The following is a 13,207-nucleotide window of genomic DNA, read 5'->3' on the forward strand; positions in this document are numbered from 1 at the left end:
GTTCGTCAGCAGTCTGAAGCCGCTTGCAAAGCGGCTTTTTCCGTGTCCGATTGAGCCGCGGCAAACAGCAGCAAACAGCGGCGAAGAGCAGCAAAGCGCAGCAACGAGCAGCCAAAGCGCGCTAGCCAGACTCTAGCCGGCCAGGCTCTCGCGCACGGCGCGCTTGCCCGAGGCAGCACGCGCCTTGCCGATTCGGGCGCCCTTCGTCTTCGCACCCTCGACGCTCTGCAAATCGCGCATGAAGTTGTCCCGCCACACCGACACATTGTTCTCGCGCAACTGCACCATCATGTCGCGATAACGCGCCTGGCGCTCCGCTAATGGCATCTCGAGCGCTGTTGCGAGCGCCTCGGCCATGCCGTCGATGTCGACCGGATTGACGATCAGCGCACCCTCCAGTTCCTGGGCCGCGCCGGCAAAGCGCGACAGCACCAGCACGCCTGGGTTCTCCGGGTCCTGCGCCGACACATACTCCTTGGCGACGAGATTCATCCCATCGCGCAGCGGCGTCACATAGCCGACGTGCGCGGTGCGGAATAGCGCGGCCAGCACCGAACGCTCGTATTGCTTGTGAATGTAGAGGATCGGCGTCCAGTCCAGTTCGGCGAAGCGTCCGTTGATCCGCCCCGATTCCCCTTCGAGCTGCAGGCGGATGTCCTGATATGCGTGCATGTCGGCGCGCGTCGGCGGCGCGATCTGCAGGAACGACACCTTGTTGCGCTGCGCGGTCGCATGCTCGAGCAGACGCTCGAATGCGCGGAAACGTTCGACCAGTCCCTTCGAATAATCGAGTCGGTCCACGCTCATGATGAGCTTGCGCGAATGCAGCGTCGCCTTCATCGTGCGCACCGGCTTGCCACGCTCGCCCGCTTTCGCGAGCTCCGCGATCTCGTCCGGATAGACGCCGATCGGATACGCCGCCGCGCGCAGCGTGCGGCCGAACGCATGGACGGTCAGCGGGCCGCTGGCCGACACATCGATCGTACCGTTCGCTTCGTTGACGATGTAGTCACAGAACGCGCGCAGATCCGGCGCGGTCTGGAAGCCGAGCAGATCGAACGAACACAGCGCTTCGACCAGCTCGCGATGCGGCGGCACGGCCAGCAGCACTTGCGAGGCGGGAAACGGAATATGCAGGAAGAAGCCGATGCGGTTGGTCACGCCCGCTTCGCGCAGCGCCTGCGCAAACGGAATCAGATGATAGTCGTGGACCCAGATCACGTCGTCTTCGCGCAGAAGCGGCACGAGCTGCTGCGCGAGCCACGCATTCACGCGACAGTAGCCGCCGAAGTCGTGCCGGTCGTAGTGCAGCAGATCGGCGCGATAGTGAAACGCGGGCCACAGCGTGGCGTTGGAGAAGCCGCGATAGTATTGGTCGTAGTCGCGGCGCATCAGCGCGACGGTCGCGAAGGTCACCGGGCCACGCTCTTCGACCTTGATTTGCGGCTGGCCCGAGCTGAGCACGTCGCCGCTCCAGCCGAACCACATGCCGCCGGTTTCCTTCAGCGCGTCGTATACGCCGACCGCCAGACCGCCCGCCGCCGGACCGCCCTCCGAGATTGGCGCAACCCGGTTCGATACGATGATCAGTCGACTCATGAAGCGCGATTCCCGGTCCAGTACGTTGTTTGCGTCGAGCAATGCGGCGTCGGCATCATGCTGCGCGCGCCGCCGCGACGATCGATTCCAGCCAGTCGAGCAGCGCCGTGACCGATTCGAGGCGCGTATGTGCCATCGTCTCGCCCGCGCCGACCTTGATCGACAGGCCGCCGCGCTCGTTGACCACGGCGAAGCCCTTCTCGTCGGTCAGGTCGTCGCCGGCAAACACCGGCTTGCGGCCGACGAAAGGCGGCTCGTCGAGGAACGCGCGCATCGCGCGGCCCTTGTCGACGTCTTTCGGCTTGATCTCATAGACCATCTTGCCGGGCTGCAGCACGTATGCACCCGGATAATCGGCCACCAGCCGCCCGGTCGCCTCGCGTGCTACCGTTTCGCGGTCCGGCGCGTTCCGATAGTGCAGCGCGAGCGCCGCGCCCTTGATTTCGAGCAGCATGCCGGGGTGTTCATTGACGACCTGCGCGAGCACCTGTTCCATGCGCAGCAGCCGCTCGTCGTGGAAACCGATGCGCTGCGTGTCGCCATTCGCATCGCGCCGTTCGGCGCCGTGCAAGCCGGCGATCGGCAAATCGGGCAGGCTGAGGAAACCGTCAATGCTGTCGATGCCGCGGCCCGACACGACCGCGACCGCGCCATTGGTCAAAGTGCGCAGCTCGGTCAACAGCTCGATCACGCGCGGTTGCACCAGCACGCCGTCCGGCGTGGGCGCGATTTCGACGAGTGTGCCGTCGAAGTCGAAGAAAAATGCCGTCTCGCTCGGAGACAGAACAGCCGGAAGTGCTTGCATCGCCTGGGTTCGCCTTTCAGCCTTCTGCGGCCGGAAAAGTGTGCGCATCTTACCGCGCATCGGTCAATTTTTCGAGAAAGTAAGCCGGGACTCAAGCCCCGCCGGGTGACGCGCGCCTGGACCGGCAACGATTGCGTTCAAAAAGAGAACGATCCGCTTCAGACAGCTTTGGGCCGCGTGCGTCAAATTGCCTCGCAAACGCCGCACCGCGGGCGCTGCGCAACGTCGTTGGCGATTTTGCGCTACAGTCGCAGCCAGCCGACGATGTCATCACGCCCATATTTGCACACTATCGAGCGGTCCGCGCCTGGCGAGGTCCGCCCGTGAGTAGTACGCGTCGCGCGAAGCAGACGCCGCGTCGATCATCGGCAGCGTCCACGCGCCGCTCTTCAATCGAGTCATTGAGCCGTCCTTTGTTCCCGATCATCCCATCCCGACACCCGCAGCCGAATCTCGCCGCACCGCGCCGGTCGCGGTCCGCGCGGCGGTTCTCGCTGACCGCGATGATCGGCGTGCTCGCCGCCCTCGCCGCCCTCGCCGGTTGTACGCAGCGTGCCGAGCCGTGGCAATTGACCAATGTGACCGGCCATCTGCCGGACCTCGAGTTCACACTGACCGGCGACGACGGCCGCCCGGTCAACGGCGACTCGTTCAAGGGCCGCACGTCGCTCGTCTACTTCGGCTACACCCATTGTCCCGACGTGTGTCCCGAGACGATGGGGCGGCTGATGCAGGTGCTCGACAAGCTCGGACCCGACGCGCAGAAGGTCCGCATCCTGTTCATCACCGTCGATCCAGCGCGCGACACGCCGCAAGCGCTGCGCGATTATGTCGGCGCGTTCGATCCGCAACACGCCGAGGGACTCACCGGCACCGTCCGGCAGATCGAGTCGCTCGCCAAACGTTATCGCGTCGCCTATCAGATGGAGAAACGCGATCCCAACGGCAACTATGAAGTCACTCACAGTTCCGCCGTCTACGTGTTCGATAGCCAGGGGCACGCGCGCCTGCTGGCCACCGATCACGACACACCCGATACGATCGCGCAAGACCTGCGCCGTATCATCGATGACCGTTCCTGACCTTTCCTGAGTCTATTCCTGAGTCAATTCATGTCGATCAAGATCAAAACGCTTGCTGCAATGGGTTGCGCCCTCGCCCTCTCGTCCGGTTTCACCGCCACCGCGCAAGCCGCCGGCGCCAATGCGATCGGCGTCAAGGACGCGTGGGTCCGCTGGCTGCCGAACAACCTGCCCGCCGCCGGCTACGCGACACTCGTGAACGCGAGCGACAAGCCGGTCGACCTCGTCGATATTTCGAGCAACGACTATGGCGACGCAATGCTGCATCAAACCGTGTCGAACGGTTCGTCGCAGAAGATGGTGATGGTCGACAAACTGACGGTACCCGCACACGGTCAGGTCGCGATCGCGCCGGGCGGTTATCACGTGATGCTCGAAGACGCGAAGCACAAGATCGCGCCGGGTGACACCGTGCATCTGACGCTGAAGTTCTCCGACGGCGAAACGCTCGATACGCCGTTCGCCGTCAAGTCGCCGGCCAAGACCAAGTAGCATTCGACACACCACGATGAATCTGCTCTACTGGCTCGACCCTTGGGAGTTCTCGCCGGCCGTCGTGATCGCGCTGCTGGTGCCGGCGATCCTGTTCGTGCGCGGCGCGCGCAAGGCGAAGCTGTCGCTCGCGCGACGCGTTTCCTTCTGGTTCGGGCTGGTGGCGTTATACGTCGTGCTGCACACGCGGCTCGATTATTTCTTCGAGCATGAGTTCTTCATGCATCGCTTGCAGCATCTGGTGCTGCATCATCTCGGGCCGTTCTTCATTGCGCTGTCGTATCCGGGCGTGGCGTTGCGCGCGGGGCTTCCATTCAGCTGGCGACAGCGCTTCGTGCGGCCCACGCTGCAAACGCCCGTAGTCCGCAAGGTGCTCGACGTGGTGATGCATCCCGTCGTCGCGGTCACGTTGTTCGTCGGGCTGATTTATTTCTGGCTGTTATCGCCGATCCATTTCGTCGCGATGCTCGACTGGCGCGTCTATCGCGTGATGAACTGGAGCATGGCGATCGACGGCCTGCTGTTCTGGTGGCTGGTACTCGATCCGCGCCCGGCGCCGCCGGCGCGTCTGTCGCCTGGCAAGCGCGTGCTGGTGGTAATCGCCGCGATTCCGCCGCAAATCGTCCTCGGCGCGTTCATCTTTTTCACGCCGCATGAGTTGTATCCGATCTATTCCATCTGTGGGCGCGCGTTTACGTGGCTCAGCCCGATGCGCGACCAGCAGATCGGCGGACTGTTGCTATGGATTCCGGGTTCGATGATGAGCGTGATCGGCGCGCTGATCGCGCTGCGTCACTGGATGCGGCTGTCGGCACGCGGACGCCTGCGCGCCGAACGACGCGCGGACACGGCGCGTGGCTTGACGCATGCCGCGTCGGTGCCGATCGATGGACGCCGCGGATAGCCACCTGACGTCTACCGTCTACCGCCTGCCGTCTGAATCGGAACGAAGCGATTGAAGTGCACGGCGCCTATGCGCCGACGCGACATGCTCTGCTCAAGCCGAACGCATCCATACGTGCGGGATGCCGTCCTCGTCGTGAATCGCCGAGACCGGTGCAAAGCCGAATGCACCGTAGAAGCCTTGCAGATGCGCCTGCGCATGCAGGCGGATCGGCGTATCCGGCCATTGCGCACGGATATGCACGAGCGAGCGTTCGAGCATCGCATTGCCCAGGCCGATGCCGCGAAATGCCGCCGTGGTCAACACACGGCCGATACGCACATCGGCGTCGGAGCAATCCGGCAGTAGCACGCGCAGATAGCCCGCCAGCAGCGGCGGCGTTGCATCGACGCGAGGACCGTAGGCCGCCAGATGCCATGCTTGCATATCGAGCCAGTCGATATCGCCATACACGCAGTTCTGCTCGACGACGAACACCGCGCTGCGCGCGGACAGCATCTCGTAGACTTCGATGTTCGTGAGGTCCGCAAACGATTTCCAGCGCCATTCGAGTTGCGCGAGCCGGGTAGCGGCGGTGTGCTGCGAGTCAGTCATCAGGTGTCTTCAGAAATGGGGCGCGCCGATGCGGGCAATGAAGCGTAATTATGCCGCGCGTGGCGGCCTTAATCTACGTCACGCGCTACGCCACGCATCAGCCGCGCTGTGCGGCGCGCAACATATCGGCGAAGATCTGCTGAACGCGATCGCCTTCAGCATGACCGAAGGCATCGTTGATCTGCTTGAGGTCGTTCAGACCGAAGAACAGCAACGGCGCCGTAGAGAGGCAGCCACGCGAGCGAGCCGGTACGCGCTCAGGACACCGCCTCGACAGGTTGCGCGAGGCATTCGATCAGATTGTCCGGGCCGCACAGATGCAACGCACCGACCACCACCAAGGTCCGCTCCGGCCGCTCGAACAGGTCCCTCATACGCGTGGCCCATATGCGATTACGCGCATCGAGAAGCGCGTGTCGGATGTTCGGCAGATTGAACATCGGGGATTCCACGGCGACCTGTTGCACTGCCTGGAGATCGCCGTCGAGCCACGCTGTGTGCATCCGTTCGAGCGTTCGCTGCGGTTCGTCGCGATCGCCCATTAGCAAGCCGAGCGCTGCACCTACAGTCTCCAGCGGAATCGATTCGAGCGCCGTGGCCACGTCGTGCGCGGTCTCCAGATAGCGATAAGGTTTGGCTTGCGTGATCGCGGAGCGCAGCATGCGCGGCTCGACGCCTTCGACGACCTGCTGAAACAGCGTCGGCGCAACGACCAGCGCCGCCCATGGCCGCAGTTCGACGAGCGGCGCCAATGGCCCTTCGACGGGCCACACTGCCTGCAGTTGCATCCATGCGTCGGCGGGCAACAACGGCTGCAGCCGACCCGCGCCGCACCGAGGGTCGGTCTTCAGAAACGGCAGGATGGCCAGCGGATCGGATTCGAACACCAGCACTTCGGCCCAGTCGTAGGCTTGCCCGATCCATGGCGGCGTTCTGCGGGCCGCCGCAGGAAACAGGTGCATCGAGCCGAGCACGCGCACGTTGGTGCCGGTGAGTTGTAGGTACATGCGGCCTCGGTCGATTATTCGGCGCTACTTTCGAACCACTCCAGTTCGGTCGGCGCGGACAAATGTTTGAGATGGCGTTGGGGGCGCCAATGCCTTTTACGCGGCATTAAACAGTCAATAAAAAAATCCTGGAGACATTAAAACATAAAGCATGTGCAGGCGGCTCGTGCGGTGATTCGGTATCGACGGCGAGCACATCGACAACTCGAGCATTGTGCAAAAGCCCAGCAAATGGCGCAGCGTATGACTGTCACTATCAGACCTATCATTAGTACAACGATGGAGTCTTTGCGGGCTACTTGCTGAACGGCGCAGCATCGCATCGCGGCACATGCGGCGGAAACCACGCATCACATACGCATGCGCATGCATCGACAAAAGCAACGCGAAAAAAAGAAAAGCCCCGACGAGTCGGGGCTTTTCTTCTACATCAACTACTGGAGGCGCGAGCCGGAGTCGAACCGGCCTAAACGGCTTTGCAGGCCGCTGCATAACCGCTTTGCTATCGCGCCGCAAGCGGACTGGAACCTAGCTACAGGCTCGCAGATTCGTTTGGTGGACAACCGGAGGGACCGTAATGTCGGACCACCAAACAAAAAGGGAAGCGCTGCTTCCCCTTATGTATGGAGCGGGAGACGAGGCTCGAACTCGCGACCTCAACCTTGGCAAGGTTGCGCTCTACCAACTGAGCTACTCCCGCGTTGTACTGCTTCACAACACGCCGCATTTTTACTTCGCCAAACAACGCGGTGCTTCAAAAAACTGGAGCGGGAGACGAGGCTCGAACTCGCGACCTCAACCTTGGCAAGGTTGCGCTCTACCAACTGAGCTACTCCCGCGTTGTGCTGCTAACTGCAGCCCTACTGACTGCAACTACCCTCTTACTGCCTCCGCTGCTTCAAACTGCGTGCATCGGAGAAACGAGATTATGGAGAAACGGCTGAAACGTGTCAACCCCTTTTGCGAACGTCTTTACTGAAAAAATTTCACTCGCGTTTTGGCGACATCCGGACCTGCTCCCGCGCCTCGGGATCACCGGCACGATGACCATCGACGCTCACGCGACGCCGCCTCGTTCACGGATCTGCGGCCACGCGAGCTTCATGTAATACAGCATCGACCAGATCGTCAGGAATGCGGCCAGATAGATCAGCCACAGGCCCCAGACGCGCGTGTCGATCGTCAGGCCGCCGCCGAGCGGCAACGCACCGTAAAAGAGCAGCATCGGTATCGCCACCATCTGACAGGCGGTCTTGAACTTGCCGAGCGAATTCACCGCGACGCTCTTCGACGCGCCGATCTGCGCCATCCATTCGCGCAGCGCCGAGATCGCGATCTCGCGTCCGACGATCACCAGCGCGATCGCCGCATCGATCCGCGCGAGTTGTACGAGCACCAGCAACGCCGCCGTCACCATCAGCTTGTCCGCGACCGGATCGAGGAACGCACCGAACGCCGAGGTCTGATTCCATTTGCGGGCCAGAAAGCCATCGAACCAGTCGGTAAGCGCAGCCAGAATGAAGATCGTCGCAGCCGCCAGATTGCGGTGCGCGGGGCTCATCATCATGTCGGGCAGATAGTACACACCGACGACGAGCGGAATCAGGACGATCCGCAGCCAGGTCAGGAAGATCGGAAAATTAAACGGCATGGGCAGGCGCAGCGTCTGACGAGTGAGATGCAATTGTGCCGTGTCGCAAGGCCCGCCACAAGCAAAGCGGCGCGCGGCCGCCCGCGTCCGCGCCGCGCTGGCGCCGGTCCGGATCGTGGCGCAATTGCCGCGCACCAGGCGCTTGTTAGTCGGGTCAATGGTCGGTCAATAGCCATTCAAAATCCGGCTGGCCGCTCATCGACCCGCGAACCCGGCCAGCCAGACACGCCGCGTTCAGTGCAACTGCCGGTAGATCTGTTCCGCGAGCGACTGCGAAATCCCGTCGACGCTCGCCAGATCCTCGACGCTTGCCGCGACCACGCCGCGCAATCCGCCAAAGCGCGCGAGCAATCGTTGACGCCGTTTTGCACCGACACCTTCGAGCTCTTCGAGCCGCGAAGTCTGACGGGTTTTGCCGCGCTTCGCGCGCATGCCGGTGATCGCGAAGCGGTGTGCTTCGTCGCGGATCTGCGCGACCAGCATCAGCGCGGCGCTTTCCTTGCCAAGTTCGAGCGGCGTGCGGCCGTCGGCGAAGATCAGGGTCTCGAGGCCGACCTTGCGGCCCTCGCCCTTCGCGACGCCGACCAGCATGCCGGTATCGAGACCGAGTTCGGTGAACACCTGGCGCGCGATTTCAACCTGACCCTTGCCGCCGTCGATCAGCACGATGGTCGGCAGGATGCCGCCTGCCGCCGCCGGCTCCGCGGCATCCGGTGCGAGCGCCGGGTCGGCGGCCGCGTCGCTTTGCAACGCAGCGGCTTCGTCGCTGGCATTCGCGGCGGCTTGCGCGACCATCTTCTCGTAGCGGCGCGTGAGCACCTGGCGCATCGCCGCGTAGTCGTCGCCGGGGGTGATGCCGGTGATGTTGTAGCGGCGGTATTCGGACGACTGCATCTTGTGATGGTGATACACCACGCACGACGCCTGGGTCGCCTCGCCCATCGTGTGGCTGATGTCGAAGCACTCGATGCGCAGATGCGCGAGGTCGTCGCATTCCATGCCGAGCGTATCGGTCAGTGCGCGTGTTCGAGCCTGTTGCGAGCCCTGCTCCGACAGCAGGCGGGCGAGCGCGAGCCGCGCATTCTGCTCGGCCATCGCGAGCCACGCACGCCGCTGCCCTTGCGGCTGGCGCAACACGGTCACCTTGTGGCCGGCCTGCTCGATCAGCACGTCGACCAGTTCCCGGGTGGCCGGCGCGTGGCTGACCACCAGCACCGGCGGCACGCGATTGCCGAGGTAGTGCTGCGCGATGAACGCTTCGAGCACTTCGGATTCGATTCCGCCCGACGCGCCGCCTTTACGCGGCTTCGATGGTGCGCAGGCGGCATTCGGGTCGGCATTCGGGTCGGCGATGTGGCTGGCTTCGCTTTCGGCTTCGTTTCCAGCTTCGCTTTCGGCTTCGATTCCGGCTTCGTCTTCAGCGCCGGATTCGTCTTCCGCTGCCATCTCCTGCGCAATCGCGAGCGCGTCGGCGACATCGGCCGATAGCGCTGCGCCGCTCGCGCTTTTTTCCGCGCCCGCTCCGAAATCAGTCGACGCGTGGGCCTGCCCTTCGTCGCCGCCTTCTTCAAGACCGCCCTCATCGGCCGTCAACGCGCTTTCCACATGCGCGGGAAAATACGCCTTGTCACCAAGGTGCCGCCCCCCGCGCACCATCGCGAGATTCACGCAGACGCGGCCGCCCAGCGCGACCACCGCGAGAATATCGACGTCGCTATCGCTGCCCACTTCGATCGCCTGCTGGTGCAGCACCGTCGAGAGCGAACTCATCTGGTTACGCACCGCCGCGGCCTGCTCGAACTTCAGCTCGCTCGCGAACGCGTGCATCTTCTGCTCGAGCTCCTTCATCACCTCGCCCTGACGGCCGAGCAGAAAGCGCGACGCATTGGCGACGTCGCGCGCATAATCCTCCTCGCTGATCGCCGCGACGCACGGCGCCGTGCAACGGCCGATCTGATGCAGCAGACAGGGCCGCGTGCGATTGTTGAATACGGAGTCTTCGCAGGTGCGCAACTGGAACACGCGCTGCAGGATCTGGATGCTCTCGCGCACCGCCCATGCGCTCGGAAACGGCCCGAAGTACTGATTCCTGCGATCCACCGAACCCCGGTAGTAGGCCATGCGCGGAAACTTGTGGCCGGTCAGCTTGAGGTACGGATACGACTTGTCGTCGCGAAACAGGATGTTGTAGCGCGGCGTGAGCGCTTTGATCAGATTGTTTTCGAGCAACAGCGCTTCAGCCTCGGAGCGCGTGACGGTCGTCTCGACACGCGCAATGCGCGTCACCATCATCGCGATGCGCGGCGACAGCAGCGTCTTCATGAAGTAGCTCGACACACGCTTCTTGAGATCGCGCGCCTTGCCCACGTAAAGCACTACACCGTGCGTATCGTAGTAACGATAGACGCCCGGCAGATGCGGCAGTTGGGCGAGCACTTTTTTCGGCTCGAAAGCGTCGGTTGCTTCGGGTTCGGACATGCAGGATCGATTGGCTGGGACAGTCTCGCGAGGCCTTGCGTCGCGCGCCGCGCGCACAAGCGGAGACCGGTGCGCGCAATCGTGGGCGAGGCTTTAGAATCGCCAGTTTAGAACATTCCGCGTACGTTCGAACCCTGCTGTGCGCCGAACCGGCCACCCGCAGCAACCGGGTGGCGCCGCGGGAGTCCACGAGGTCGTGCACCGCGGCTACCGCCTCAACCGTTCGAATCCTCTCACCAAGCCACCATGTCCTCCGCCTCTCCCCGCTCCGATCCGCCTGCTGCCACGCCGGGCACGATTGCCTGCGACATCTTCTGCGCGGTGATCGACAACTTTGGCGACATCGGCGTGTGCTGGCGCCTCGCGCGGCAACTCGCGAGCGAGCACGGCTGGCAGGTGCGCCTGTTCGTCGACGATCTGCATGCGTTCCAGAAACTGTGCCCGTCGCTCGCGCTGGAGCACGCGCGGCAGACGGTCGACGGAATCGTCGTCGAGCATTGGTACGAGCCGGCCCATGCGGGCGACACGCTCGAAGTGGCCGATGTGGTGATCGAGGCGTTCGGCTGCGAACTGCCGCCGATCTACGTCGCCGCGATGGCAGCGCGCGAACGCGCGCCGGCGTGGGTCAACCTCGAGTATCTGAGCGCTGAAGACTGGGTCGCGGATTTTCATCTGCGGCCGTCGCCTCATCCGCGTTACCCGCTGATCAAGACTTTCTTTTTCCCGGGACTCGGCCCCGGCACTGGCGGCGTGTTGAAGGAACGTGATCTCGACGCTGCGCACGCGGCCTTCGACGCATCGCCGGCCGCGTGCGCAGCGTGGTGGCTGAACACCACCGGTGGTGCGCCGCCGCCTGCCGAGGCCACCGTGATCTCGCTGTTCGCCTACGAAAATCCTGCCATCGACAGCCTGCTCGAACAATGGCGCGACAGCACCACGCCGGTCGTGCTGCTGGTGCCGGAAGGCCGCATTTCCGGCGCGCTCGCGCGCTTTTTCGAGCTGCCTGCTTTCGCCGCCGGCACCCACGTCGTGCACGGCAACCTCAGCGCGCATTCGCTGGCCTTTACCGCGCAGGCCGGCTACGACGCGCTGCTGTGGGCGAGCGATATCAACTTCGTGCGCGGCGAGGATTCGTTCGTCCGCGCCCAGTGGGCCGCGAAGCCGTTCGTCTGGCACATCTACCCGCAAGCCGACGACGCCCATCTGCCGAAGCTCGACGCAGCCCTCGCCCACTACGCGCGTGCGCTACCCACCGGCGCACGCGCCGCCCTCGCGCGCTTCTGGCATGCGTGGAACGGCGCCGGCCGACCGGACTGGGCGCAATTCCAGCGCCACTACCCGGCGCTCAGGCAGCGCGCGGCCGAATGGGCCGGCGAGCTTGCCCGAGTGGGTGACCTCGCCGGAAATCTGGCCTTGTTCACAAAAAGTCAGTTAAAATAAGCGGTTATCCAACGGCCGACGACGCAAGCGCGGCCCGATCGCAGCAGCGAACCTGGCCAACCGGGCTGATCAGCCTGGGCGGCCCGGCATTGAAAGATGCATGACATGTCCCAAACCTTCGGGCCACTGGCGCAAATGTCAAAAAAGGGACGTATGTTGTGGATCGGTGCCACTCGTGTACACGCCCGCACCGGGTAAACAGCAGGTAACGGACTGATAGTTGGGAGATCGGGAAAATCACAGGGCTGCGCAATGCGGTCCCGTCACCGGTCCCCGCGGCAAGCCGGCCACGCTTCACGCGCTCAAGTTCCGCCGCCGTTCCCATACGGCGCGGCGCATGGTGGGCGAAGCGCCGAAGCCGCTTGCGCCGTATGCCGTTGAGCACAGTTGAAGCTACTTATTTCGTACAGGACAGTTTTATGAAGACCGCACAGGAACTCCGCACCGGCAACGTCGTGATGATCGGCGCAGACGCAATGGTCGTGCAAAAGGCCGAATACAACAAATCGGGCCGTAACTCCGCCGTCGTCAAGATGAAATTCAAGAACCTGCTGACCGGCGCAGGCATGGAAAGCGTGTACAAGGCAGACGACAAGTTCGACGTCGTCGTGCTGGAACGCAAGGAAGTGACGTACTCGTACTTCGCCGACCCGATGTACGTGTTCATGGACGCCGACTACAACCAGTACGAAGTCGAAGCCGAAATGATGGGCGACGCGATGCACTACCTCGAAGACGGCATGGCTTGCGAAGTCGTGTTCTACAACGAGAAGGCCATCTCGGTCGAACTGCCGACCACGCTGGTCCGCGAGATCATCTACACGGAACCGGCTGTCAAGGGCGATACGTCGTCGGGCAAGGTGCTGAAAAACGCCAAGCTGAACACCGGCTTCGAACTGCAAGTGCCGCTCTTCTGCAATATCGGCGACAAGATCGAAATCGATACGCGTACGCACGAGTACCGCAGCCGCGCGTAAGCGCCTGCCGCCTGAACCGGGCACGGCGCAGCACGTCGCCGGCCGGAAAAATGGCAAAAAAAGCGCCCATCATGGGCGCTTTTCAGACTGCTGACGAACCCCACGTTTTTCGGAGCGTGGGGTTTTGTTTTTTCAGGCGATGCGAGAACGGCCGTGAAGCGTGCGACTTGAGACGATG

Annotated in this window: 13 protein-coding genes and 3 tRNA genes; 5 read left to right on the top strand and 11 right to left on the bottom strand. The window is 63.3% G+C overall.

The genetic code is table 11. The features are described 5' to 3' along the window. Positions 1 to 132 precede the first annotated feature (132 nt). The 3 genes from otsA to BN2475_RS36285 all read right to left on the bottom strand — a co-directional run bounded on the left by otsA (position 133) and on the right by BN2475_RS36285 (position 2,806). Positions 133 to 1,599: an alpha,alpha-trehalose-phosphate synthase (UDP-forming) gene (gene otsA, locus BN2475_RS31685; RefSeq protein WP_094783326.1), complete on the bottom strand. Its 1,467-nt coding sequence runs from the start codon at positions 1,597 to 1,599 to the stop codon at positions 133 to 135. Between the two features lie 55 nt (positions 1,600 to 1,654). Next, positions 1,655 to 2,404: a trehalose-phosphatase gene (otsB, locus tag BN2475_RS31690; RefSeq protein ID WP_094783317.1), complete on the bottom strand. Its 750-nt coding sequence runs from the start codon at positions 2,402 to 2,404 to the stop codon at positions 1,655 to 1,657. A gap of 270 nt (positions 2,405 to 2,674) precedes the next feature. Continuing rightward, positions 2,675 to 2,806: a hypothetical protein gene (locus BN2475_RS36285; RefSeq protein WP_281254299.1), complete on the bottom strand. Its 132-nt coding sequence runs from the start codon at positions 2,804 to 2,806 to the stop codon at positions 2,675 to 2,677. An 11-nt stretch (positions 2,807 to 2,817) separates the two neighbouring features. On the opposite strand from BN2475_RS36285, the gene BN2475_RS31695 reads away from it, so the two are divergent. Genes BN2475_RS31695 through BN2475_RS31705 form a run of 3 tightly spaced genes read left to right on the top strand, consistent with a single transcriptional unit; the run spans position 2,818 to position 4,882 of the window. Then, positions 2,818 to 3,486, top strand: coding sequence for an SCO family protein (locus BN2475_RS31695; RefSeq protein ID WP_425435591.1), 669 nt, complete (start codon positions 2,818 to 2,820; stop codon positions 3,484 to 3,486). A gap of 30 nt (positions 3,487 to 3,516) precedes the next feature. After that, positions 3,517 to 3,978 carry a copper chaperone PCu(A)C gene (locus BN2475_RS31700; RefSeq protein WP_094783318.1) on the top strand — a complete coding sequence of 154 codons (462 nt, stop codon included), beginning with the start codon at positions 3,517 to 3,519 and terminating at the stop codon, positions 3,976 to 3,978. Positions 3,979 to 3,994: 16 nt separating this feature from the next. Then, entirely contained in the window at positions 3,995 to 4,882 is an 888-nt protein-coding gene (locus tag BN2475_RS31705; RefSeq protein WP_094783319.1) for a cytochrome c oxidase assembly protein, read from the top strand. Positions 4,883 to 4,975: 93 nt separating this feature from the next. Here BN2475_RS31705 and BN2475_RS31710 read toward each other — a convergent pair whose 3' ends face one another. The 8 genes from BN2475_RS31710 to uvrC form a co-directional block, all read right to left on the bottom strand. Beyond that, complete coding sequence (locus BN2475_RS31710; RefSeq protein ID WP_094783320.1) at positions 4,976 to 5,476, bottom strand: GNAT family N-acetyltransferase; 501 nt, start codon at positions 5,474 to 5,476, stop codon at positions 4,976 to 4,978. Positions 5,477 to 5,573: 97 nt separating this feature from the next. Further along, positions 5,574 to 5,690: a diguanylate cyclase domain-containing protein gene (locus tag BN2475_RS36045; RefSeq protein ID WP_425435592.1), complete on the bottom strand. Its 117-nt coding sequence runs from the start codon at positions 5,688 to 5,690 to the stop codon at positions 5,574 to 5,576. Between the two features lie 43 nt (positions 5,691 to 5,733). Further along, positions 5,734 to 6,483: a TraB/GumN family protein gene (locus BN2475_RS31720; protein WP_094783322.1), complete on the bottom strand. Its 750-nt coding sequence runs from the start codon at positions 6,481 to 6,483 to the stop codon at positions 5,734 to 5,736. A 438-nt stretch (positions 6,484 to 6,921) separates the two neighbouring features. Next, a tRNA-Cys gene (locus BN2475_RS31725) sits at positions 6,922 to 6,995 on the bottom strand. Between the two features lie 112 nt (positions 6,996 to 7,107). Beyond that, positions 7,108 to 7,183 (bottom strand) — tRNA-Gly (locus tag BN2475_RS31730). Between the two features lie 63 nt (positions 7,184 to 7,246). Next, positions 7,247 to 7,322: transfer RNA gene (locus BN2475_RS31735), tRNA-Gly, on the bottom strand. 218 nt (positions 7,323 to 7,540) lie between these two features. Further along, a complete protein-coding gene (gene pgsA / locus BN2475_RS31740) occupies positions 7,541 to 8,134 on the bottom strand; it encodes a CDP-diacylglycerol--glycerol-3-phosphate 3-phosphatidyltransferase (RefSeq protein WP_094783328.1) in 594 nt (197 codons plus the stop codon). Positions 8,135 to 8,368: 234 nt separating this feature from the next. Next, positions 8,369 to 10,612, bottom strand: coding sequence for an excinuclease ABC subunit UvrC (gene uvrC, locus BN2475_RS31745; protein ID WP_094783323.1), 2,244 nt, complete (start codon positions 10,610 to 10,612; stop codon positions 8,369 to 8,371). A 246-nt stretch (positions 10,613 to 10,858) separates the two neighbouring features. Between uvrC and earP the strand changes: the two genes are divergently transcribed. Together earP and efp are read left to right on the top strand one after the other, a co-directional pair. Continuing rightward, entirely contained in the window at positions 10,859 to 12,052 is a 1,194-nt protein-coding gene (gene earP / locus BN2475_RS31750) for an elongation factor P maturation arginine rhamnosyltransferase EarP (protein WP_094783324.1), read from the top strand. Positions 12,053 to 12,471: 419 nt separating this feature from the next. Continuing rightward, positions 12,472 to 13,029, top strand: a complete 558-nt coding sequence (gene efp / locus BN2475_RS31755) for an elongation factor P (protein ID WP_094783325.1) — start codon at positions 12,472 to 12,474, stop codon at positions 13,027 to 13,029. Positions 13,030 to 13,207 lie beyond the last annotated feature (178 nt).

Source organism: Paraburkholderia ribeironis, assembly GCF_900019265.1.
Lineage (GTDB): Bacteria > Pseudomonadota > Gammaproteobacteria > Burkholderiales > Burkholderiaceae > Paraburkholderia > Paraburkholderia ribeironis.

What these genes read in the sequence shown, in the direction of transcription:
- BN2475_RS31700 (WP_094783318.1), top strand. Translation starts at nt 3,517, where the DNA reads ATGTCGATCAAGATCAAAACGCTTGCTGCAATGGGTTGCGCCCTCGCC.
- uvrC (WP_094783323.1), bottom strand. Translation starts at nt 10,612, where the DNA reads ATGTCCGAACCCGAAGCAACCGACGCTTTCGAGCCGAAAAAAGTGCTC.
- otsA (WP_094783326.1), bottom strand. Translation starts at nt 1,599, where the DNA reads ATGAGTCGACTGATCATCGTATCGAACCGGGTTGCGCCAATCTCGGAG.
- BN2475_RS36285 (WP_281254299.1), bottom strand. Translation starts at nt 2,806, where the DNA reads ATGACTCGATTGAAGAGCGGCGCGTGGACGCTGCCGATGATCGACGCG.
- otsB (WP_094783317.1), bottom strand. Translation starts at nt 2,404, where the DNA reads ATGCAAGCACTTCCGGCTGTTCTGTCTCCGAGCGAGACGGCATTTTTC.
- pgsA (WP_094783328.1), bottom strand. Translation starts at nt 8,134, where the DNA reads ATGCCGTTTAATTTTCCGATCTTCCTGACCTGGCTGCGGATCGTCCTG.
- BN2475_RS31710 (WP_094783320.1), bottom strand. Translation starts at nt 5,476, where the DNA reads ATGACTGACTCGCAGCACACCGCCGCTACCCGGCTCGCGCAACTCGAA.
- earP (WP_094783324.1), top strand. Translation starts at nt 10,859, where the DNA reads ATGTCCTCCGCCTCTCCCCGCTCCGATCCGCCTGCTGCCACGCCGGGC.
- BN2475_RS31720 (WP_094783322.1), bottom strand. Translation starts at nt 6,483, where the DNA reads ATGTACCTACAACTCACCGGCACCAACGTGCGCGTGCTCGGCTCGATG.
- BN2475_RS31705 (WP_094783319.1), top strand. Translation starts at nt 3,995, where the DNA reads ATGAATCTGCTCTACTGGCTCGACCCTTGGGAGTTCTCGCCGGCCGTC.
- efp (WP_094783325.1), top strand. Translation starts at nt 12,472, where the DNA reads ATGAAGACCGCACAGGAACTCCGCACCGGCAACGTCGTGATGATCGGC.